The organism is Roseimicrobium gellanilyticum (assembly GCF_003315205.1).
GTDB lineage: Bacteria > Verrucomicrobiota > Verrucomicrobiia > Verrucomicrobiales > Verrucomicrobiaceae > Roseimicrobium > Roseimicrobium gellanilyticum.
Genome location: NZ_QNRR01000001.1, coordinates 1,027,593 through 1,050,260 on the forward strand (window position 1 = coordinate 1,027,593; position 22,668 = coordinate 1,050,260).

The following is a 22,668-nucleotide window of genomic DNA, read 5'->3' on the forward strand; positions in this document are numbered from 1 at the left end:
GGGACATCTGGTAAGGGAATGTATCCGTTTGGGCGGCGCCAAGGAGGGAAGGGAAAATCTGGCGGAAAAATAAAGCCACCCTTCTGGTTCTGGCTGTCTATCTGGACAGGCTTCTCACCGCTCACCTCCATAAGGAAATGTGTGCCTCCGCTTCCGGTGGAGACGAACGGGGACTGGGATAGATGCTTTGCTGGGCTGGCCTCCATCCAGGCATCCACGACCTGCTGACCTTGGGTCTGCAGTTGGAATTCCCCCGTGACGTTGGTGAATGAAAGCCAGACAGATCGCGAGGAGTCCGATGTCTTGCCAAGGAAGATGAGTCGGCCCAATGACGGGTTTTTCTGAATCTGAGTGGGCAATAACACCGTGGACGGCGGCACAATTACCTGTCCCACGGTTGCCGCAGGACAAAGGTACAAAAAAGGAAGAATAACAATGGGGAACCGCAGTTTGGCATGCCAGCTCATGTTATCCATATGGATTCAGGTTGAGGGTTGTGATGTGCGTGTTGGTGGAAACGAAGTCGTGCGACGTTTCAACACGAGCCTGGGCAAATTGGGCCGGTCACTATTGCGCGAATTCAAAATACAGAACACGTCCGTGGGGGACAAGCATTCCCTTCTTTAGGGTATCATATTGAACGGATATTAATCGTGCCACAATTCCGCCGCGAAACATGTCTATGCGTCCTTCGCGCCAGTATTTTGATGCGTTGCTATGTCATTCAAATAGGTGCGTATATTCGCGCTATCCGTGACCTGTGGATCAATAACGGAAGGGCGTATCTTACCTCATTGTACTCGTAGATCACCCGCCTCAAGATTGAGGCGGAGAACTTCGGGAGCATCCACAATCACAACGCGTATGCGTTGATTGAACAGACGGCGGAGCGGTAGAGGCGAAAGGCAGCTGGAGCGCGTCTGCCTTTGCTACTGCTGCATGGCCTTGAAGCGTTTCATGGCCTTGTTCTGGGCTTCTTGCTGTATCTGCGACTTCTGCGCGTCAATTGCATCGATCCTTTCCTGGATTTCGATGTACTTCTTCCGGGCTTCCTCCGTCTGAAAGACGAACTGGCCGTCCTCCAAGGTCCAGACGCTTCTGGTGGCATGGAGGTGGTCACAGAGTTTCTTCATCTCATCCAGCAATGAGAGTTCGAGATTCCACGTCTCGGTGAGCATGGAGTTCGGGCTTTCCTTTCCCTCATTGTATCCCTGAAGAATATCCCGCTTGATGGCCTCATCGAAACCATGCTCATCGAGCCGCTTCGGGAGGTTGTCAGCGAGGGCCAGAAGTTTCCTGAGGCACGTGACTGTGGCCGCCCGCGATTCCTCCAGGATCCTGTCAGTCTCCTGGAATGTGGGGTCTGCTGCCATTCGATTGAGATCGAATACGTTGTCCAGTCCCGCCTTTTCGACGCTGGCGAGGTATTCATTCTGTACCGCGACGACGTCATTGGCGTAGCCGTTTAAGAATTCACGGGCGCGCTCGGCGTGCGTGGTCGCCGATTTGCCTGTCTCCAGGCGGAAGTCCGTCCTGCGGGGGCGCCCATCCGCATCCAGTCGTTCGGTCATCAATTTCTCCATGTCCTTGCCCATCTTGGCCCGCACCTCTTTTGCGGAATTTTTCTCCGCGCGGGCAGCGGCTTTTCTTTTTTCGGTGAGCTCCCATGCCGTGTATGCGCCACCACCCACGATCATGAAGAAAAAGCCAGCGACGCACACGGAAATGATGATCGCGGTCCGGACATTGCTGGGACTGGAGCTTCGTGGTGCTCCCGGAATAGCCGGTGGTGTTTGCCCAGACTGGCGCAGGGCTCCCGAACCAGCAGGCGTGAAAGGAACAAGAACAGGGCTGTTGCAGAAAGGGCACTTTGCCTCCGTTCCCATCTGAGCAGCATCAGCATTGATCGGCCGTCCACAGTGTATGCAGGAGAACAGAGGCATGAAGGGATGCCGCAATCGCGACTGATTCCAATAGCCGCGAAACGAAGGGTGTGCAACGCGCAGGGGGATGAAGAGCTGGCGGAGTGCGTCTGCGAGCGAGGCTCACTGAAGCAGGTCGAGCTCCCAGTGCTCCGGATAGTGCGTGTTTGGGAATACCTCCCGTGCCTCGCGCAGCATCTCCAGCCACTCCGCCCGCTCGTAGCGATCCGAGACGTGAAACAAGATGAGCTTGTCCGCGCCCGCTTGCCTTGCCAACTCGGCAGCCTGCACTGTGGTCATGTGATAATTCTTCCGGGCAAGTTCGATGTCCGCATGCCGGTACTGGCCTTCGCAAATGATCGTCTGGCAGCCGTGAAGCGTCTCTGCCAGGCGCTCCATGGCGGAGTCATCAAGGAGGAAATCCGTGAGGTAGGCGGTGGCGGTTCCCTGGGATTTCGTCATCAACGCTTCCTGCAGGGATTTGATTTCATGACGCACGCCATCAATCAGAAGCGGTGGTGAGTCTGGAGCGGCATCCTTGAGCTGCTTCAGCCAGGGACCCGGCTTCAAGCCCAGTGAGTCCAGCTTTGAGGTGTCGACGTTCCGACGTAGGTGCTCCTCCACGAGATAGGCGATGGAAGGCGTCTTGTGCTCCATGGTGAAGGCCTTCACGATGCCGCCGGCGCCGTTCCACACGATGCCCTGATGCGGCTGCGATGATTCCTCATGCGCCACGCTGAAGGCTTCGCCGAGATCAAAACGGGTGGTGCGGATTTCTGACTCGTGGATTTCCGAGACGCGCCATTCCCCGGGCTGACCACCTTGCAGGTTCCAGAGAAAGCCCTGAAAGCGATGCTGTAGAATCTGTGCGGTGCCGGGAGGTCCCCAAATGTGGTTGGGTTTGGTGAGCCTGTCGTAAGTGCAGCGGAAGAACGAATCGAAGCCCGCCACATGATCCATGTGGAGGTGGGAGAAGAAGAGCTGATCCACGTTGCTCACTTCCGCGAAGGGAAGCGTGGAGGCGCAGTTTTCCCCGCAATCGAAGAGCAGTCGTTCGAGTGACTTGCCGCTGTCGATGCGCAGGAAGAGGGTGTTATCGCAGCCCGCCTCTCCCAAGACGACATTTGTGAGGCTCATGATGGCGAGGTGGAGAGGCGAGACTGACCGGTGAAATTCACTTCACCGGCTTATACCTTGCGCCACCGCTGGAAGCTCTCGATGGCCTCGTAGTTGGCGAGACCGAGGGCGTCGTATTGCTGGGCGGTGCCCTGGTTCACCTTGGTGACATCCATTTCCAGGGTGGTCAGTGACTGGTAGCGCGTGAGAGCGCGGGCTTTGCGCTCGAGCTGCATGGGGCTGGCGGGCACGGCCATGTCGATTTCCCAAGGTTCCAAGGCCTTCTCGCGACCGCGGTAGAGCCAAACCGAGCAGGCGGAGGACCAGTCCTCATGCTGAAGCTCGGCAAGCGCCTGCTCCAACGCACGGAAGCTCAGCGCGGCCACACTGGAGGGATCCGCCGCGTCACCTGTGATGTAGATCTGATGCGGGCGGAACTCCTGCAGCAGCTTCACCACTTCCGAGGTGTCCTCCGGGGTCAGCTTGAAGCGGCGATAGCGACCGCGTTCGTAGAAGGGGAGATTGAGGAATTGGACTTTCTCCTGCGGGATGCCCAGCGCATGGGCGGCATCACGCAGCTCACCGCGAAGGATGAGGCTCTTGAGCTGGCGGAGGGCGGGCTGGTCTTCCCCGAACTCACCCTTCTCCTCGAGCAGGCGCAGGATGTGGCGGGCGTAGTCGGTCTGCTCGTCCCAGCCTTCGGGTGAGAGCGTGGCGATTTCCTGGAGGATGCTGGCGAACTTGTCCGCCTCGCTGTCCGCCACGCGCAGGCTGCCGCTCGTCATGGCGACGACGCGGATGTCATGGCCCTGCTCCACGAGGCGATCAATGGTGCTCCCGAGGCTCACCACAGCGTCCTGCGGCTCGGGGCTCAGTACGAGAGAGCGCTTCGGATACGGCTTGGCGCGCTCCGGGCGGAAGGTGTCGTCCGCGTTGGGTTTGCCGCCGGGCCATCCAGAGATGGTGTGCTGGAGCTGGTTGAAGATATTGATGTTCAGCTTGTACGCCGGACCTTGTTCGCTCAGCAGATCGGAGAGACCGTGCTCGTTGTAGTCCTCGTCGATGAGCTTCAGCACGGGGCGGTCCATGCTGGAGGAGAGCCAGCACACGGCGCGGCGAGTCTCGCTGGGGGACCACTTCACCGGGCCGACGAGCCATGGCAGCTTCACACGGGTGAGCTCACGTGCGGCGCCCTTGTCGATGAAGAAACGGGCCTCGGCGTGCTCCTGAAGGAAGGAGGCAGACACGGCGTCCGTCACCGGGCCTTCGACGGCTTTCGTCACGACACCGGCCTTGTTTTCACCCCACGCCATGAGCACAATCTTTTTCGCACGCAGGATGGTGGAGACACCCATCGTGATGGCGAAGCGCGGCACATTCTCTTCACCGCGGAAGTCCGCCGCGGCGTCCTGACGCGTGATGCGGTCCAGGGTGATGCGGCGAGTGAGAGATTCGCGGGAGGACCCGGGTTCGTTGAAGCCGATGTGGCCCGTACGACCGATGCCCAAAATCTGGAAGTCCACACCGCCGGCGGCGTCGATCATTTCTTCATACGCACGGCAGTGTTCAAAGACCTGATCACTGGGGACAAGACCGCTGGGGAGGTGGATGTTCTCCTTCGGGATATCGATGTGATCAAAGAGCTGATCACACATGAAGCGATGGTAGCTCTCCGGGTGCTCCGGGGTCAGGCCGTAGTACTCGTCCAGATTGAAGGTCACCACATTCTTAAAGCTCAATCCCTCCTCACGATGAAGGCGGATGAGTTCACGATAAAAAGAAACGGGCGTGGAACCGGTGGCCAAGCCGAGCACGGCGGTCTTCTTCTTTGCCGCGCGGGAGGTGATAAGTTCCTTCACCTCCTGGGCGAGGGCGGCAGCAGCCGCCGCCGAACTGTCATGAATGATGGTGGGGATCTTCTCGTAGGCCTCGGCGGCGGAGCGGCGCTTGGACATGGTCGTGGAGTGAGGTGGAAAGCGAACGTGCGTGCGTGCGAGCCGCCAACATCACGAGCGGCGGGCACAATGCAAGTGGTGGGGTAGTGTCAGATGTGAGGCAGCGTGATCGGAATGGCCGCAAAAGAACGCAAAGAGCGCAAAAAGTGATGAGCGGTGGGTGGTGCAGCACTTTGGAGGGTGGAGCGCTGCAGGTAACCAGCTAAGCACCCAGAGAACCGCTCCGGGGTGGGTTCTGCGACAGGGCGTACTTTTTGATTTGGAATTTGTAGGAACCGAAGTTCATGAGCAGGCCGTGCTCGGTGCGTGTGGACTTCAGATAGCCGAGCAATTGAGCCGCATGCTGTTGAAGCAAGGTGCTTACTGCCTTCAGTTCCACTAGGATAACACCTTCGATGAGAAGGTCCGTGAAGTACTCCCCAACTACAGTGCCGTCTTCATCTAACACAGAAACCGGCTGCTGCTGACCAACCATGAGCCCCTGCTTCCGAAGCCGGTGCACCAGAGTATTCTCATACACCTTCTCCAGGTGTCCGTGCCCATGATACAAATGGATATCATAGGCCGTCTGCCGCACAAGATTGCACAGATCATTTATAGGATGCATGGAGCAACCATGTATGCCCAGCCATTAGGCCGTGACAAATGCCCCCCAAACTTTCTCGGCCGGTCAGTAAACTTTTGCGTTCTTTGCGTTCTTTTGCGGCCATTACCAGCACCTGCCACCCGCTGCACACAGTGTCACTCCTGCCAGTCCGCTGCTGTGCCTGCGCTCTTGGACTTGCCCAGGCGGTTGCCTCGGCGGGCGTCGGCGACGGCGAGCATGGTGGCTTCGCAGGCATCGGCGATGATGTCGAAGCGCTCGGTGGCGATCCATTCCTTCTTCAGCATCCAGGTGCCGCCCACGGCGATGACGGGTTTGAAGGGGAGGTACTCCGAGAAGGTCTCCAGCGTGATGCCACCAGTGGGCATGAAGCGCATGTTGGGGAAAGGTCCATTGAGCGCCTTCAGTATCTTGATGCCGCCGCTGGCTTCAGCCGGGAAGAACTTCACGCACTCCAGGCCAAGATTGGCGGCGAGCATGACTTCCGTGGCGGTCGTGGCGCCGGGGATGATAAGCACCTGTTTTGCCTGGCAGTGGCGCACGAGGTCGGCATCGATGCCCGGCGTGACGATGAATTTCGCCCCGGCGGCGATGGCCTCATCTGCTTGAGCCGGGGTGAGCACCGTGCCGGCACCCACGAGCAGCCCGTCCTTCGCAAAGGCGGCCATGCGTTTGAGAATCTCCAGGGCGGCAGGGGTGCGCAGGGTGATTTCCGCGCAGGGAAGGCCGCCGTCCAGCAGCGCATTGGCCAGAGGCTCAGCGTGGGACACGTTTTCCAGGATGACGGCGGGCACCACGCCCAGTTGCTCAATACGAAGGAGATGCTCGTGCATGCGTGCACGCTAGCCAGTACGAGTGCGGGCCGCAATTCATGAATTCCCCAAGTCGCGTCCGTTCCCCCGGCCGTCAGCGAAGGGCGGAGGAAACTCCTTGCGCCCGGGGGCAATTTGTCTGAGTCATCCGGTCCTGTTTTCATTCCCGCACATGTCCCAGACCAGCCTCCCCTCCGTCCGCCCTTCCGAACTCGGCAAGCCCATCTACGTCGGCTCCGTGCAGCACCTGTATGCCGTGCCGGGACGTGATGACCTCATGGTCTGCGAAACGACGAACGCCGGCAGCGTATTCGATGTGGGCAGCATTTTCGACATCCCCGGCAGTGACGTCGCCCGCGCCACCTTCCGCCATGCGCTCTACACCCGCATGGGCAAGCCCGAGACCTGGGCCAAGGTGCGTGACGCCATCGTGGCCGACCCCGACCTGCCTGCCTACTTCAAGGAGGACATCCAGAAGGGACCGCTCGAAACGATGCTGCGCGAGGGCGCGAAGACCCACCACGTGGGTATGCTCGATGGAGACACGGGCGTGATTGCGACCGAGGGCATGCCCGCGAAGCCCAGCACCTACAACGTGGTCCGCCGCTTCCCGATCATGAAGCCGGTGCAAAAGACCTTCCTCGGCACCTACGTGTATGACTACGCCATGTTCCACCAGGCGGGCACCTATGTGATCCCGCTCGAGAGCATCGTACGCTTCGGCATCACCGGAGGCTCCTCCGTGCTGAAGAAGTACGGCAGCCTCACGGACTCCGGCAAGCGCGCCTATGAAGCCGAGCTCGGCCTCACCAAGCCCATGCAGGCCTGGCAGTTCCTCGAGAAGCCCATCTTTGACCTTACCAGCAAGCACGAGCCGGAAGACCGCAACGTCTCCAAGCAGGAAGCGCTGCTCATGAGCGGCCTGGAGGCAGAGGCCTTCGTCTCCGTGATCAAGATGACCATCCTTGGCGCTTGGGCCGTGCGTCAGCTCCTCGATGAAATCGGGCTGCTGCTCTGGGACATCAAGTGGGAGTTCGCCGTGGATAATGGCGACTTCTACTACGTGGACACCATCGATACCGACAGCTTCCGCGCCACCAGCTTCCTTGAGACGGACGGCAAGAAGCTTGTGCTGCACTACAACAAGCAGGCCATGCGCGACTACTACAAGATCGTGCACGCCGACTGGTTCAATGGCGTGAACGAAGCCAAGAAGGAAGCCAACAAGAGCGGCGTGCCCTTCAAGCAGGTACTCAAGGAAGGCCAGGCCGCCGGTAAGTGGCCAAACACCCCCGTGGTGGATCCCGAGTTCCTCGGCCTCCAGGCGAAGAAGATGGACCTCATCCGCCAGCACGTGCTCGGCGGCGGCGACACCGCCAAGGTGAAGGCCGCATTGAAGGACGTGGGCGTGGCCGAAGTCGAGTTCTACCGCGCGCGTGGTCTGTTCGATGAATATGCCAAGGCGAATGCGGTGGCGTAGTGGTGCAATGGTTGGCTTTTCGGACCGCTAATCTTCGCTAACGAACGCTAATTTGAGCGGGCTCCCGGTATGGGAGCCCGCTTTGTTTGGGATGGATACGCTGCGTTGTGTTGTGGTAAAAAAATCCGGCATGAACATGGAATACCATCGAGAACGTCTTCAATGGGCCTTACAAGCTCTGGCGCTGCCCGCGCAAGCACAGCGGCGGCTGTTTCCACCTGAGGTGTGTGTGCCAGACGAGCTGGTTCTAAATTTTGATGAGCATTGGCATCATGTCGATGATTTGGCGCAAGACCAGATGAATGCCTTGGTTCGCTTGGATGAGGTAATTAATCATTGGAGCGGTATTCAGCATCCTGATGTCTGGGAGGATGCGGCGCTGGACTCTCACCATGTTTGGTTTGAGTTCCGCGCATTGGCTCAAGAAGCTTTGAGGGCGTTCGATTGGCCCGTCGAGGAACCACCGCCTGATCCTGGAAAGATCTATGTAGTGTAAGCGCTCGGCAATACCATTCCTCGTGATTTGCCCTTTCACAACGGCCACACCCTCGGCACGAGCACAATCGCCACGACAAAGATGACCAGCGTGAGCGGCCCACCCACGCGGAGGTAGTCAAAGAACCGGTAACGCCCCGGCCCGTACACCATGAGGCACGCGGGCTCCAGGGGTGTGAGGTAGGAGCAGCTCGCGGCGACGGCGACCATCATGGAAAAGGTGCGGGGATTCACGCCGAGTTGCAGGGCGGTTTGAATGGCCACGGGTAACACCACCACGGCGGCGGCCTGGTTGGACATGGGTTGGGTGAGCAACACGGTGAGAACGAAGAAGGCGCTGAGCAGCCAGAATGGCCCGGCATGGCCCACCCAGTCCACGATGAGATCCGCGAGATACACGGCGGTACCGGTGTGCTCCATGGCGACACCGAGGGAGAGCATGGAAGCCACGAGCACGAGGACTTTCCACTCCACGGCTTGGTAGGCCTCCTCAGAGCTGAGACATCGCGTGATGAACACAGCGAAGACACCCAGCATCACGGCCACGGGAAGCGTGACCAGCTTGAAGGTGGGCAACAGGATGACCAGTGCGAAGATGGCCATGGCCCAGGGGGCGTGTTTCACTTTGGGGCGTTCTCCCTCCAGCATGCCGAGGATGCTGAAGATGCGCTGGTCACTCACACGAATCATTTGCTCTCGCCGGCCCTGGACGAGCAGGATGTCTCCCACCTTGATGGGGATGGTGCTCATCTTCTTGTGCATGGTCTCACCATGGCGACTGAGGCCCAGCACCTGCAGGTCGTAGCGCTCGCGGAATCCGGCGTTCTTCAGCGTGCGGCCAATCAATCGGGAACCGGGAAGCACCAGTACCTCGGCGAGTTCCTGTTCATCCGGCGTGATGGCGGGATCGGAGAGCTTCACATCCGCCTTGATGTCGATGCCGGGAATGTCCTTGATGCGTACGATGTCATCCGAACTGCCTTCCACGATGATGACATCACCACCGCGCAGCATGGAGCCGGCACGTGGCTCATAGTATTCATCCTTGTTCCGAATGATGCGCACGAGCGTTAGCTCCATGTCGCGCCCGAGGCCGGACTTGGCCACGGTCTTGCCTGCGAGAGGGGAGTCATCGTGTATGAGAAGCTCGAAGAGGTAGGGGCGCACCACGAGCGTGGAATCTTCCTCCGAGGAGGCGCCAAAGCGGTCAGGTACCAGCTTCCTTCCCACGAAGATCATGTAGAGCACCCCGAGTGCCGCAATGGGCACACCCACCGGCGCCATTTCGAACATGCCCATGGGTGCCATCTTGTGCTGCTGCATGAGCCCACTCACCACGATGTTTGTGGACGTGCTGATGAGGGATACGGAACTGGACACGATGGACGCGAACGCCAGCGGCATGAGCAGCTTGCCCGGGCTGATCTTCGCGCGCTTGGCGATGCCAAACACCACGGGAATGAAGAGAGCCGCCGCGGCAGTATTGCTCATGAAGGCGCTGAGCCCCGCCGCTGCGACGAGCAGCACAATGTACAACACCTTGGGATTGGTTCCCGAGTGTCGCAGGATGGTGCGCCCCAGCAAGTCCACCACACCCGTGCGCACCAAGGCCGCCGTCATGATGAGCAGGCCGAGGATGAGGATGAAAGTATCACTGCCGAAACCCGCAAATGCCCGATCCAAAGGCACGAGCCCCAGCAGCGTAAGGGAGAGTAAAAGTCCCAGCGCCACCACATCGGCAGAGATCCATTCAAAGGAGAAGAAGACCAGGGCCGTGGCCGTGAGCGCCAGCAGGATGGCAATGTCGGGAGTCATCGGGAGTGGGAGCCGGTGAACGGTGGTGGTGTGTTGCCTTTGCAATGGAATCGCCAAACAGAGGCCGACCGGAGGAAAGAATGTGCGAGTTTTGGTTCCGCCGCCCTACGGATTCTGCTTGGATGCAGGTCGTGGATTTTTATTGCGACCAGGTGTTGAGCGGCAAGGTGTCGGTGCAGAAGCTCGTGGAGACCGAGCACGTGCTCGCCTTTCACCACACGCAGCCCTACTGGCCGGTGCACCTGGTGATCATTCCGAAGAAGCACATCGGCTCACTGGCCACCGTGGAAGGGAGTGACTTTCCCATCGTGGACGAGATGCTGCGTGTGGCTGCGGACCTTTGCCGGCAGGTGACAGGGGAGCATGGCGGCTGCCGTCTCTCCACGAACAGTGGCGACTACCAGTCCACGAAGCACCTGCATTTCTACATTCACCACGGGGCGCGATTGAAAAATGAGGATGGTAGTCCGGCGACGGGTTCCCAATCCTAGAGCGCAATTCATATCGTATGATTCTCCCTGGTGACATCAGTGCCGAAGCACACTTTGTCTTCAATGGTTTCCGCCATCTCCTGACAGAGACGGAAAGGCTTGCCTGGAAGAATCTCCAGGTACGCTTCAAGCAGCACCACTCGGACAATGATGCCACGAAGAAGGGGCTTGCGACCTGGCTGAACCATTCTCCCGAGGTGGATGCGTTGCTGGCAGACGGCCCAGAGTCCTTTTATCGCCGTGTGATCCATCGACTCTACGAAGAACGCTGCGCCGACCTGAACCTGTGTCCGAAGTGTGGCGCTCTCTGCCGTACTCCCAAGGCCTGTCTTTGCCCCTCCTGCAACCACACTTGGTATCATACCCGCGTGGAGGCCAATGACTCTTCCGGAGCCCAACCTCCACCTTGACACCACCCCTTCTTCGAGCACCCATATACCGTCGCCACCTTACGGCTTTTCCGCCCCACTCACCCCCACCTCCCTTGATCAAGACCTACGAAATTGCTGGCAAATTTGAGCACGAAGCCAATGCCGCCTCCCTGTTGTACGCACCTCCCGCGAAGCCGCTGACGTTTCGCAAGACGATGCGCTACATCTTTGATTATGAGGGGGATGAATCCGCGCTGGATGCCTTCGTGAGCAAGGTGCTGGTGGATGCCATCAGCCAGGAGGAACATCATGACGGAACTCCGCTCTGGCCGAATGCGAACCTCATCCTCGACTACGGTATGAAGGGCGGTGCCTTGGACCTCGAGAAGGAGGCCATCCTCAGCTACTACCGCACGCTGTCCCAGCCTGCATTCACGCTGAAGAAGCTCACCCTCAAGACGCGCCTCTATGTGTTCGGCCAGGGTGCCGAACCCTCCATTTTTGTGCGGGATATCGTGAATCCGGCGATTCATACGCACGAAGTGCTGAAAGCCGCCTAGCCAGCCCGCGTTTTTTCCCGCCATACTTTGCTCAAGAGGCGGGTTCCTATGAAACAGAACGGCTCCAGGAGGTTGCGGTTTCAGTCGTGTATGCGCAGCCGGTGGGTTGCGGTGCTGGTCGCGTCTGCCATGGCCGCGTGTGGTGCCGGGTCCTGGGTACAGGCGGGACCTTCCGTAGAGCACCGGCACACCGGACGGGACATCATCCGGACCCAAGGCTGGTCTTCCGTGCCTTACTGGAGGCAGCTCCGGGAGCAGGCGGACAGTCTCATGGGCTGGGGGCTTTATGAACGAGCGGCAACGGCTTACGGATTTGCCGACGCCGTGCTGATCCGACTCAAGGGGAAGTCCCATCCCGACACTTTGAGAAATCAGGTGGACCTTGCGGATGCGCTGCTTCGTCTGGGAAAACCCGATGGGGAAAAGAAGCTGCATGAGGCCTATGCGCTACAGCGCGAGCATCTGGAGAAGGATGATCCGGACATTCTCCGTACGTGCCATCTTCTTGCGAGTCTGTTGATTGCGCGGTGGAAACTTCCGGAAGCCGAGAAGGAGCTGAAGGCCATCATCGCCCTGCGGGCAAAGAGGCTTGGCCCGGGTCACTCGGATACCCTCACGAGCCGGGAGAACCTGGCCTACGTGTACACCATGATGCTCAACTATCAGGGGGCTGAGGAGCAGCTCAGGGTCATTCTCGCGGCGGACATGCTGACGTTTGGCCCGTTGTCACTCCAGACCTGTGCGACACGTGAGCGGTTGGGACATTGCTTCCAGAAGCAGAGCAAGTTCGACGAGGCGCTGGCGGAGTTCCGTGCGGTGATGATGATTGTCATGGATGAGTTCGGTCCCCGGCATCCGCTCACCTTCCGGGCCCAGCACCAGCTTGCGTCCATCATGTATGATCAGGGTAAGCATGAGCATGCGGAGCAGGACTTTCGCGATCTGGCCAAATCCCTTGAAGACTTCCTTGGGCCGGACAGTCCGGAGATTCTTCCGTTCCGGGAGGGCATCGCGGACTGCCTGAGTGCACGAGGGAAGCTGGCGGAGGCGGAGCAGGTATTGCGGGATGCGGTGGAGCGCTGTGCCAAAGATCCGGGGGAGAGCTCACGGCTCATGCAGGATCTGCGGGCGAACCTCGCCCACATCCTGATGGAGGAGCGCAAGCTGGATGAAGCTGAGCGGCTCTTCAATGCCGCCCTGGATCAGAGGACCAAGGCATTGGGGACCAATCATCCCATCGTGCTGGACTCGGTGAATGACCTGGCTGCGTGCAAAATCGCCCGCGGTGACCTGCGTGGCGCGGAGCTTCACCTGCGCAATCTGGTGGATCTCCGTGAGGAGTTGCAGGGCCACAATCACCCAGCGACGTGGTTTTCCCGGATCTACCTTGCGGACGTGCTGAGGCAGAGCGGCAATGCGGTGGAGGCGCTTCCCCTCTTTGAAGGCGTATGGAGATACAATTCCGCGACCCTCGGTCCGCTGCATCCCTACACCTTGAAGGCCGTCAATAACGTGGCCATCACCCTGTTCCAAATGGGCAAGGTGGAGGAGTCCTTCAACATCCAGAGCAAGCTGTTGAAACAGCGTATCCGCGTCATGGGTCCGGATCATCCGGACACATTGAAGAGCCGGATCAATCTCGCCTTCAACTATGCCGATGCCCGGAAGTATCAAGATGCGGAGCGCAACTACATTGAGGCATTGCTGACTGCGGAGAAGACGCTGGGGGTGACGCATACGCTGACGCTGAAGTCCCTGCTGGGGTACGGTGAAATGCTGGCGTATGTCCGCAGGAGTTCTGAGGCGGAGACTGTTGCGCGACAGGGTATGCGCAGTACCACGGGTTTCAGCGAAGACGACATGGACGCCTTGCAATTCAAGTCGCTTCTGGGGCTCAGTCTGATTCTGCAAAATCGCGCCAAGGATGCAGAGGCCGTCGCTGCGGACTTTGATCTTTTGCTACAGCGGAGGCAGGGCATGATGGACTGGCACCAGCTCTCTCTGGCGAACATGGTGGTGTGGGTGAATCTGGCCAACGGAAAGCAGGCGGAGGCGCGGGATCTCCTGTCCCGGAACTTGACGCAGATGCGAGCCATGGGTGCCAGCGAAACGGACGTGCCCTTTGTCCGCATGCGCTGCCTGGAGGCAGTGCTGCTGCATTTGACCGGCAATGACGAGGAGGAAGGCAAGGTGCTGGAAGCGCTGGAGCCTCGTCTGAAGGAGTTTTTCTATGATGACGAGCCCATTCGCCTCCTGTCGCAGAGCTTGAAGCGGAAGGGACCGCTGCCGATTCCTGCGCTCATGCATGCGGTGCAGTTTTCCCGCATCAAACCCCAGAACCAACTTTCAGAACAGCAGGAGAAGGCGGGCATCTTCTTCCCTCCGAACACCTCCCTCGCGCAGAAGAGGCGTGTCTACGACGCCTTTGATGAAGCGCAGACCCTGGCTGACAGCAAGGAACACGAAAAGGCACTCGAGAAGTTTGCCATCTACCTGAAGGTCGTCACCGAGGTGACCGGCGAGGGCACGGTGAGTTCCCTGAGTGGCCATCTTAGCCTGGCGCGGGAGGCCGTGCTTTGCAATCGCATCGATGCCGCGCGTGAGCACACGAAACAAGCCGCCGAGGTGCTCAAGAAGCTCGGTGAAGATCAAGGTCGTGTCGTGCCACGCTTCCTGCAGAAGGTCGTGGCAGTGCAAACGGAGCGTGGCAATGTGCAGGCGGCCACCACCTTGGGAAATCTCTTGGTGGAGGCGAGTACGGCGGCGGTTGGTCCTGCGAACCACACCACGCTTCATTTGGAGAACATCCTGCTGGAACTGAAGATCGTGGCCAACGCTCCCGATACGGGCGAAGCCCTTCAGGCACTCACCAAGCGGATGGCCGAGAAATACGGCGAGGAAGAAGGCAACACGCTGCTTCTGAAGGTGAAGCTTCTGCGCTGGTATCTGCAGAAGAATGATTTTCACGCTGCCCACACCCTGGCGTTCCGCATCGAAACACCGGTGAAGCGTCTTTTCGGGGAGTTCTCAGAGTCCGCCCTGTATGTGCGTGAAGGCATTGCCGCTGCTCTGGAAGGCCAGGGCCTGAGGAATCTCGCTGTCGCAGAAACCAAGATCATCCTGGCGGACAGCGAGCGTATTGCCGGAGCGGAAGCCGTGGCGACCGTGCTCACGCGTCACCGTCTTGCGCTCATGCATGCACGGGGTGGGCAGTGGGAGGAGGCCTTGCAGCTTCACTTGATCAACGAGAAAATTCTCAAGCACCCTGGCACAGAGAAGCATCCCGTGATGATCGAAGTACGGGCGAGCATGGCCCATGCCTATCTTTCACTCAATCGCAACATGGAGGCCTTCCAGGCTGCCAAACAGGCTCACGAAAGCGCCGTCGCCATCATGGGTAAAGACAGCCCCATGGCTCAGATGACAAAGACGATGCTGGATGCCGCGGGGATGAATGCCCTGGCCAACCCCCAGAGATAAGTGCTGAGTTGCTCAGCTTCCTTCAATGGGTATCCAGCTTCGCAGCAGCAGGTGGTTCCTGCAGCGGAATATCCACCACGATCGGGCGGTGGTCTGAGAACTTGGGTTTCACACTGTCGTTGAATTCCGCGAGGGTTTCTCCGTAGTGAGGCGCCAGCACATAAGGGGCGTTGTCATCGTTGGGATCCTTGAGGTGACCCGAGCGAACGAAGAACCAGTCCAGCCGGTACCGCCCAACGGGGCCAATGGGACGGCGCACGCTGAAGGTAGTGCGGTGTCCCCAGCGACGGTGCTCGTTGCTGTTTGCGAGCGTGCGCGAGTTCCGGTTGATGGAGCGATCCGCATCCCCCCTGAAGTCGAAAGAAGTTCCATCCGCGAACCGATGATCCCGCACCTGCTCAAACATGCCGCGCACCGGATTGGGGAGGAGAATGGGAATGTCTGGAGCGAGAGGATTTTGGAAGTTCTTCAGCACATTCACGATACTGCGCTCGCGGTAGCCCGGTACTACGGTGCCGGTGACGAGGTCAGAAACTCTCGCGGCTGTGTCGAGCAACGCTTCTGGCGTGTTCACCTGACGCCACACCACCCTTACCAGGGAGGTGGCGCTGAGATCTTCGGGCGCGGAGTTGTGGTCGCCTGCCATGATCACGGGGTGGGGCACATTTTTGATGCGGCCAAGAATCTCCACCATTTGTTCTTCGCGGCCTTTGGGGGTCGTTTTGATCTCCAGGTGATTGTTCACCAGAGTCACCACACCACCGGGCACCTGTGGCACTGCGATGTCCACGCGGAAGAAACAGCGGCCGCCTACTTTCAATTCACGGCGTATCTCGGAGTCGAAGGCGATCTTGCTTCCGATGCGACGACCATGCTCGACGGGGTCTGCGATCTTCCGTTCCCCTTCATACCAGTCGTACACTTTTTTTCAGGGGCACCACCTGGGCATTCACGATGGGGTAGCGAGAAAGAATCGCGGAGCCGAAGCCTCCCTTGTAGCGTGCCTTGTCGATGGGCAGGAAGTGTTTCGTACCATCCCTGTCGATGGCCGCTGGCTCCAGACCAAGCATCACGGGATCCACCTCCACCGCTTGCACGGCGTAGGCGTAGTTCATGCCAAGCGCCTTCGCCAGGGTGCGCGCAGCGTCCACGTAGCCAGAGCGGCTCACGCCAATGTCCATTTCCTGGAGGAAGATGACGTCTGCCGTGGCGAGGCGCTCCCGCTGGCGTAGCAGCTCGGCGAGCGTGCGTTTTCCCGGCGTGCGCTCTTGCTCACGCAGCATGCTCTCGTAAGAAGACTGGGAACCGAGGGCTTCCGCGGCGCTGGTGATGTGCAGTGACTTCTCGATGTTCCAGCTCGCTACACGCAGAAAGTTGCCAAGGGTCGGTGTGCTGGCCTGTAGTGGGCGCTTGCCCGAGAGATAGGCGCTGTTGTCGATGATGGGAGTGCGCCAGAGCGTGTCGAGTTTAGACTTGAGCCTGCCCTGCGGCTCGGGATTCTTCATCAGGACCAGGGCTTCCTCATAGGAAGGGAATACAGGTTCCTCGTGGCGGGCCAGTTTGCTGCTCACCCCGGTCGGAAATTTGATTGCCGCACCACGTTGTACCCCGGTCGTGAGGGACGCGTTTTTCTTGGATGCCGTGCAGCCTGCACTGAATGTCAGCAGCAATGAACCCGCGAGGAGAAATGTACTCACGCGTGTTGGAGAATGCCGTCTCTGGATCGCCGCCATGGAACTGAAAGTGGCAGATGTCCCTAGCTCCTTTGGGACTTGGGGACAAGGCGAAACATGGCAGCTATCGCCGTGCACTTTCGACCTTTTTCCTGCAGAACTCATCGAATGCATCCGATGAAGCCTTGTCTGCAAAGGCGCGAAGCGGAATGATGTGGGCCAGATGCTGGGCGATATAGATGATCAGGTGGCGGTTGGTACGGGCGATTTTTTGGACGCCTGCCCATTTCTGTTCTGTCTTGTTGTAGACGGTTTCCTCCGCCAGGAAATCATCCGTGACGGTGATGGTGTGCTCGGTCAGGACGGTCTTGTTCCGGCGGGAAATGATCCCCAACACAGTGGTGATCCCGAGAACGAGAACCAGAAAGCCAAAGACTACCGTCTCCAGGATGACGAATGTGATGAGCTTTCCCGCTGTCGTGTTCACCTCGGACACCACCCCCACATTCACGTAAGTGACCAACGCGAAGCAAATGCCGTAGATCCCCAGGATCAGAGGCGAGTGCAGATAGTGATAAGCGCTGAACGCCAGATAGTCCCAGTAGGTGATGGTGAATCGTACGCTCATGGGCGGGGTGCCGCTGGTCCGCTGTTGCGATGAAAGCTCGTTTTGCATGTGGTGGAGAAAGGCCGGGCGATCCCGTAAGGTAGCGTATCCAACGCTACGATCGCTTGGAATAGCATTTCATCTCCGGAAAGGACAAGTTCATTTCCATGGCCGGTCTCAGGAGCTCACATCAAGCCTGGGACGGTCTCGCCACTTTCTCCACCCCCGCCATTGACCCGGCCCGGATCCGGGGGCAAAGCATGGGTCCACCACAAGCTGCTTCCCGCGCCTTGCAAACTCATCCTACCGCCACCGGCCGCGCCGTTTTCCGTCACATCCCCATCACCTCGCTTTCTGGGGATGAACTGCTCGCACTGAGTCAGAAACACAAGCTCTCCCTCTCCCGCGAGGACATGCTCGCGGTGCAGAAAATCTTCCAGGAGGAGAAGCGCGAACCCACGGACGTGGAACTGGAGGTCATCGCCCAGACATGGAGCGAGCACTGCAAGCACCGCATCTTTGGCGCGCGTATCGAGCACAGTGTGAACGGGAAGGCAGAAGTCATCGACAGCCTCTACAAGACCTATGTCAAGGCGGTGACGGCTCGCATCATGGCAAAGAAGCCGGGCTTCGTGCTCAGCGCCTTCACGGACAATGCCGGCTTTGTGAAGCTGGATGAGAAGTTGGCGGTGTGTCTCAAGGTGGAGACGCACAATCACCCCAGCGCCATCGAACCCTACGCAGGTGCGAACACCGGCCTTGGCGGTGTGATTCGTGACATTCTAGGCGCAGGGAAGGGTGCCAAACCCATCGCCTCGCTCGACGTGTTCTGCTTTGGCCCGCCTGATACGAAGCAGGAAGACATCAAGGCCAAGGATGTGATCCACCCGCTCGGCGTCATGCGTGGCGTGGTGCGCGGCGTGCGCGACTACGGTAACCGCATGGGTATCCCCACGGTGGCCGGCGCCATCCAGTTCGACGATACCTACATCTACAATCCGCTCGTGTTCTGCGGCACGATGGGCGTCATCCCGATTGGCGACATCGACAAGGAAGTGAAGCCGGGCCACCTGCTCATTGCAGCGGGCGGGCGTACGGGGCGCGATGGCTTGAAGGGCGCGACGTTCTCCAGTGTCTCGCTGACCACGGCGAGCCACGAGGAAGACCAGACAGCGGTGCAGATTGGCAATCCGATCGAAGAGAAGAAAGCGGCTGATTTCATCCTCGCGGCACGTGCGCAGGGATTGATTCAGTTTGTCACGGACTGTGGCGCCGGTGGCTTCAGCAGCGCGGCTGGTGAAATGCTCAGCGAAGTCGGTGGGGAAGTGTGGCTGGACCATGCCCCGCTCAAGGAGCCAGGTTTGGAAAGCTGGCAGGTCTTCATCAGCGAGAGCCAGGAACGCATGGTCATCGCCATTGAGGAGAAAGACCTCGAAGCGATGCAGAAGCTCGCAGCTGTCTACGAGACCGAACTGTGCGTGCTGGCCAAGGCCGACGGCACCGGCATTCTCAAAGTGAAGCACCACGGCGAAATGGTGTGCGAACTCGATTGCCGCAAGCTTCACGAGGCACCTCGCCGCCACATGAAGGGCGAATGGACGGAGTCCACGGATGAAACTGCCGGGTTCACCTTCGAAGAAGGCTGGGAAGATCTGCTGCGTGGATTGCTCGCGGACTTCACCATCGTCTCCCGCGAGCCCATCATTCGTGAATACGATCACGAAGTGCAGGGCAACACCTTGCTGAAGCCGCTCGCCGGCGCACAAGGTGACGCACCACAGGATGGCTCCGTCATCCGCGTGGATGGCAGCCAGCAGTGCGTGGCTCTCGGTCTCGCGCTGCTTCCTGAGTGGGGCAAGAACGATCCGTTTGCGATGGGGCGCGCGTGTGTGGATGAGTGCGTGCGCCAGCTCGTGGCCATGGGCGCGAATCCCGAGCGCATCGCCATCCTCGACAACTTCTGCCTTGGCAATCCTGACGACCACCGTGAACTCGGCGCTCTCGTGGAAACTTGCAAGGGCATGGCGCAGACCGCCGAGACCTACGGCACGCCCTTCGTCTCCGGCAAGGACAGCTTCTACAACTACTTCAAGACGGACGAAGGTCCCGTATCCATCCCGTGCACGTTGCTCGTGAGCGGCTTTGGCGTGGTGGAAGATGCCAAGCACATCGTGGGTGCCAGCGTGCGCCGCACAGGCAGCAAGCTCTGCCTCGTGGGTGATACCACTCCCGGCCTTCGCGGCGCGGTGCTGGTGAAGGGGATGCAATCCCAGGCGGGACAGCCGGCGAACTTCGACGAGGCCAAGGCGCTCGAAAACTACCGCGCGTACTACACGCTCGTGGAAAAGGGCGTGGTGCTCTCCGCGCATGACATCAGCGAAGGCGGTCTCGGCGTCGCGCTTGCTGAGATGGGCTTCTCCGGTAAGGCGGGCCTCAGTGTGGATCTCGCGAAGCTGCCGACGAAGGGTGCCTGCGAGACCGCGGAACTCCTCTTCGGTGAAACGCCCGGTCGTATCGTGCTAGAAGTTGCTCCTGAGAACGCCCACCTCGCAGAGGCGCTGGGCTTCCCGGTCATCGGTGAAACCACGGCGGATGGAAAGCTCAACATCACCAAGGGTGGCGAGCCGCTCATCAATGCCTCTATCGCTGAGCTCAAGCCGATTTGGAAAGAGGGTCTGGTGAACTACTATTGATCCTCATCTCCCGTTTCTCCGCCCCACGTATCCTTTCTCTCTTCTCCTCCTTCAATGGCCGCTACTCCGAAAGCACTCCTCCTCAAGTTCCCCGGCACCAATTGCGATGCTGAAACAGCCCGCGCACTTCAGTCCGTGGGTTTCAAGACGCAGGTGCTGCCCAGTGCCTTGCTGGAGCCTCATGCGCTTGATGATGTGCAGATGGTCGTCTTCTCCGGTGGCTTCAGCTACGGGGACTATGTGATGTCAGGTCGCTTTGCGAAGCTTACGACGCTTTCCAAGCTGGGTGATGGCCTGCGCAAGTTCGTGGACAAGGGCGGCTATGCCATGGGCATCTGCAACGGCTTCCAGATCCTCACGCAGCTTCATCTGCTGCCTGAAGGCAGCCTCATTCACAACACCAGCGGCCGCTTCCTCTGCCGCTGGGCGGGCCTGAAGAAGAACAGCGCCAGCCCCTATCTCAGCGAAGTGCCGGATGAATTCGAGCTTCCTGTCGCACACGCGGAAGGTCGCTTCGTGGGCATCGAAGATGCCGCAGGTGACTACGTGAAGAACGGCCGCGCCGCGTTGCTCTACACCAGCGATGTGAACGGCAGCACCCATCAGATCGCTGGCCTCCAGGATGAAACCGGTCGCGTCTTCGGCCTCATGCCACACCCCGAGCGTTTCCTCTGGAAGCAGCATCACTATGATGCCGACTGGAGCGGTGCTGAGCACGGCTGGGGTTACTATATGTTCCGCAGCGTGTTCGCGGCGATGAAGTAGAGAATACGGTATGCTAAGTCGCGCGTTGCGGCGTGGTTCATTTGCTGGATGAGCCGCAGAGAGACGCAAAAGGCGCAGATAGGAACTGGTGGCGATTGAGCGGTTCGTCGCTTCAAGGAATACTCTCACTCCTTGAGTAGCGATGCCTCTTAGGTGGTGTTCGTGCTCGTGGCTTTCTTCTTGCCGGTGTAAACGGGCTCGATGCGCGGATCCCACTCTTGCGGGATCATTGGTAGGCCCCAGCGGGCGTTTTCTGCTTTCGCGTCCTCGTAGGCGAGTTGCATGGCTCGCATCGCCCGCTCGGTGGACGGGGTGACTATCCGCGGTTTGTCTTCCTTGAGTGTCATACGAGTCAGAAGGTCACTCACCTCATCATACGAGTGATTTTCGCTATCGGCAATCGGAGTAAAGGTATTGAGCTCATTGTCCCACACCTTCCACGCATCCGCGAGTGACACGTAGGTATGCAGAAAGTTCTCCACACTCCGCCGGAAACGCCGACGAATGTCTGCATCAGGCACATGATGTCCGCCCTTCTGCACCCGTTGCGCCACGCGCTCGATAGCAACTTCCGGTGAGGGTACCACGAGAAAGTGCAGCATGATGACAAATCCGGCTGTCTTGGCCTCCTCCAAGAGGCGTGCATAAGTCTTGCCGCTCAGAGTGCTTTCCAAGCCGAACGAGGATCTGGCATCGATCAGTCGCCGCGCCTCTTCCAGAAGGAGCCTGCCTGCGCGGAGAGCCGTCAGTTCCGGTTTGAGGGGGGAAAGACCTCGAGCCAGTTCATCCGCATTCAGGAAGCGCTCAATACCTTCTGCTGGTAGCAGCCGTCGTGCAAAGGTTGTCTTGCCCGTGCCATTGCATCCGCCGATCAGGAGCAGGGTGGGGGACTCGTCCGGGATGCGCATACGTTGCAGCCACGGAAGGTTGGGCCATGCACAGCGTCAAGCCTGACATGGTTCAGGGCCCTGCGAACGGCTCAAGCGGCCGATGAAATCCTGGAGCCCTCGCCCAAGTCCATCGGGCGATCGTAGTGGGACGTGTGGAATTGCATCCCCGTTTGAAGGGCTGTGCGCGTCGCCTGGATTTGAGCAATGGCCTCAATGCGACGCAGCAGCGAGTCGAAGGATGCTTTCCGGACTGCATTGAGATGCTGGGAGGCGTCGTCGAGTTGGGTCCGGTATTCGTGAACCAAGTCGAGGGCAAGACTGGCGCGCCCATGCTCACCTAGTGAGAGATAGGCCAGGCATAAGGCCACCTCATTCAACAGTTCTGGCTCGGAAGTGAGTGACGCGAGGCCCAGGCGCAAATTCTCCACCTCCGCCTGCAGGGAGCGGTCAATCGCGTTGGGGCGCGAAAAGGGATTCTGGGAGAGCTTCATGAGGCTGGTGGGCACCAAGGCAACTGCCTTGGAAGTCTAAGAGAGCCGCAAAAGCAGTCTATAAATTTTTGTTGATATTTATAAAGCATTCCTGATGTGGATGCATTTATTAAAATTTCCATGCATATCGAGGAGGTGTTTTTGCTCTTCAGTATGGTGGAGAGCATGCATCGCTGGGCAAAAGAGACACATTTTTGCAAAACTTCGCGCCACCTTCGGCCTTTGGATTGGGATTTTTAGCCGGCACGTCGGGTGCCCGCCCGGGCCGGACCGGTCCTTGTTCCATTCCGCCCGGGCTCCCTTATAAAATTGCCGGGCAAGGGGCGTTGACTTGGGGGGAATCAGCCCTAAGGACAGCCGTCCCACGCCTGTGCGGGAAGCCACATTCCCATCACAGCATTTTCAATTTTCCATGATTGCCAAAGGACAAAATTCTTGATACTTAAGA

General features: G+C 59.1%; 19 protein-coding genes. 8 read left to right on the forward strand and 11 right to left on the reverse strand.

The annotated features are described in order from the left end of the window. Positions 1-929: 929 nt before the first annotated feature. From DES53_RS04235 to eda, 5 genes are all read right to left on the reverse strand, one after another. Positions 930-1,721: a hypothetical protein gene (locus DES53_RS04235; protein WP_147263208.1), complete on the reverse strand. Its 792-nt coding sequence runs from the start codon at positions 1,719-1,721 to the stop codon at positions 930-932. A gap of 324 nt (positions 1,722-2,045) precedes the next feature. Then, positions 2,046-3,059 (reverse strand): MBL fold metallo-hydrolase, encoded by a 1,014-nt coding sequence (locus DES53_RS04240; RefSeq protein WP_113956930.1) that lies wholly within the window; start codon positions 3,057-3,059, stop codon positions 2,046-2,048. A gap of 50 nt (positions 3,060-3,109) precedes the next feature. Beyond that, positions 3,110-4,993, reverse strand: coding sequence for a glucosamine-6-phosphate deaminase (gene nagB / locus DES53_RS04245; RefSeq protein ID WP_113956931.1), 1,884 nt, complete (start codon positions 4,991-4,993; stop codon positions 3,110-3,112). 202 nt (positions 4,994-5,195) lie between these two features. Further along, positions 5,196-5,600 (reverse strand): GxxExxY protein, encoded by a 405-nt coding sequence (locus DES53_RS04250; RefSeq protein WP_113956932.1) that lies wholly within the window; start codon positions 5,598-5,600, stop codon positions 5,196-5,198. A gap of 134 nt (positions 5,601-5,734) precedes the next feature. Further along, positions 5,735-6,430, reverse strand: a complete 696-nt coding sequence (eda, locus tag DES53_RS04255; RefSeq protein ID WP_113956933.1) for a bifunctional 4-hydroxy-2-oxoglutarate aldolase/2-dehydro-3-deoxy-phosphogluconate aldolase — start codon at positions 6,428-6,430, stop codon at positions 5,735-5,737. A 151-nt stretch (positions 6,431-6,581) separates the two neighbouring features. Here eda and DES53_RS04260 point away from each other — a divergent pair, with 151 nt between their 5' ends. Both DES53_RS04260 and DES53_RS32400 read left to right on the forward strand, forming a co-directional pair. Continuing rightward, positions 6,582-7,889, forward strand: coding sequence for a phosphoribosylaminoimidazolesuccinocarboxamide synthase (locus DES53_RS04260; protein ID WP_113956934.1), 1,308 nt, complete (start codon positions 6,582-6,584; stop codon positions 7,887-7,889). A 91-nt stretch (positions 7,890-7,980) separates the two neighbouring features. Continuing rightward, entirely contained in the window at positions 7,981-8,385 is a 405-nt protein-coding gene (locus DES53_RS32400; RefSeq protein ID WP_147263209.1) for a hypothetical protein, read from the forward strand. 35 nt (positions 8,386-8,420) lie between these two features. Here the strand turns inward: DES53_RS32400 and DES53_RS04270 are convergent, their stop codons facing one another. Beyond that, positions 8,421-10,199, reverse strand: coding sequence for an SLC13 family permease (locus DES53_RS04270; protein ID WP_113956936.1), 1,779 nt, complete (start codon positions 10,197-10,199; stop codon positions 8,421-8,423). Between the two features lie 122 nt (positions 10,200-10,321). Here DES53_RS04270 and DES53_RS04275 point away from each other — a divergent pair, with 122 nt between their 5' ends. The 4 genes from DES53_RS04275 (at position 10,322) to DES53_RS04290 (ending at position 15,101) form a co-directional block, all read left to right on the forward strand. Then, the gene (locus tag DES53_RS04275) at positions 10,322-10,690 is read left to right on the forward strand and encodes an HIT domain-containing protein (protein ID WP_113956937.1); all 369 of its coding nucleotides are present in this window, start codon (positions 10,322-10,324) and stop codon (positions 10,688-10,690) included. Positions 10,691-10,707: 17 nt separating this feature from the next. Continuing rightward, positions 10,708-11,100 (forward strand): hypothetical protein, encoded by a 393-nt coding sequence (locus tag DES53_RS04280; protein WP_113956938.1) that lies wholly within the window; start codon positions 10,708-10,710, stop codon positions 11,098-11,100. Between the two features lie 74 nt (positions 11,101-11,174). Continuing rightward, on the forward strand, positions 11,175-11,621 hold the full coding sequence (locus DES53_RS04285; protein ID WP_113956939.1) for a hypothetical protein: 447 nt from the start codon (positions 11,175-11,177) through the stop codon (positions 11,619-11,621). A gap of 90 nt (positions 11,622-11,711) precedes the next feature. Further along, on the forward strand, positions 11,712-15,101 hold the full coding sequence (locus tag DES53_RS04290; RefSeq protein ID WP_170156841.1) for a tetratricopeptide repeat protein: 3,390 nt from the start codon (positions 11,712-11,714) through the stop codon (positions 15,099-15,101). Positions 15,102-15,123: 22 nt separating this feature from the next. On the opposite strand, the gene DES53_RS04295 is transcribed toward DES53_RS04290, so the two are convergent. From DES53_RS04295 to DES53_RS04305, 3 genes are all read right to left on the reverse strand, one after another. Further along, positions 15,124-16,023, reverse strand: coding sequence for an endonuclease/exonuclease/phosphatase family protein (locus tag DES53_RS04295; RefSeq protein WP_113956941.1), 900 nt, complete (start codon positions 16,021-16,023; stop codon positions 15,124-15,126). Next, positions 16,007-16,798 carry an endonuclease/exonuclease/phosphatase family protein gene (locus tag DES53_RS04300; protein ID WP_147263210.1) on the reverse strand — a complete coding sequence of 264 codons (792 nt, stop codon included), beginning with the start codon at positions 16,796-16,798 and terminating at the stop codon, positions 16,007-16,009. The genes DES53_RS04295 and DES53_RS04300 overlap by 17 nt, the downstream gene beginning before the upstream one ends. Positions 16,799-16,898: 100 nt before the next feature. Further along, entirely contained in the window at positions 16,899-17,402 is a 504-nt protein-coding gene (locus DES53_RS04305) for a YcxB family protein (RefSeq protein WP_170156842.1), read from the reverse strand. 269 nt (positions 17,403-17,671) lie between these two features. Between DES53_RS04305 and purL the strand changes: the two genes are divergently transcribed. Further along, entirely contained in the window at positions 17,672-20,074 is a 2,403-nt protein-coding gene (gene purL / locus DES53_RS04310; protein WP_245958086.1) for a phosphoribosylformylglycinamidine synthase subunit PurL, read from the forward strand. 54 nt (positions 20,075-20,128) lie between these two features. After that, positions 20,129-20,839: a phosphoribosylformylglycinamidine synthase subunit PurQ gene (locus DES53_RS04315; RefSeq protein ID WP_113956944.1), complete on the forward strand. Its 711-nt coding sequence runs from the start codon at positions 20,129-20,131 to the stop codon at positions 20,837-20,839. Between the two features lie 149 nt (positions 20,840-20,988). Here DES53_RS04315 and DES53_RS04320 read toward each other — a convergent pair whose 3' ends face one another. Both DES53_RS04320 and DES53_RS04325 read right to left on the reverse strand, forming a co-directional pair. Continuing rightward, positions 20,989-21,747 (reverse strand): ATPase, encoded by a 759-nt coding sequence (locus tag DES53_RS04320; RefSeq protein ID WP_113956945.1) that lies wholly within the window; start codon positions 21,745-21,747, stop codon positions 20,989-20,991. Positions 21,748-21,818: 71 nt separating this feature from the next. Beyond that, on the reverse strand, positions 21,819-22,220 hold the full coding sequence (locus DES53_RS04325; RefSeq protein ID WP_113956946.1) for a hypothetical protein: 402 nt from the start codon (positions 22,218-22,220) through the stop codon (positions 21,819-21,821). Between the last annotated feature and the right edge of the window lie 448 nt (positions 22,221-22,668).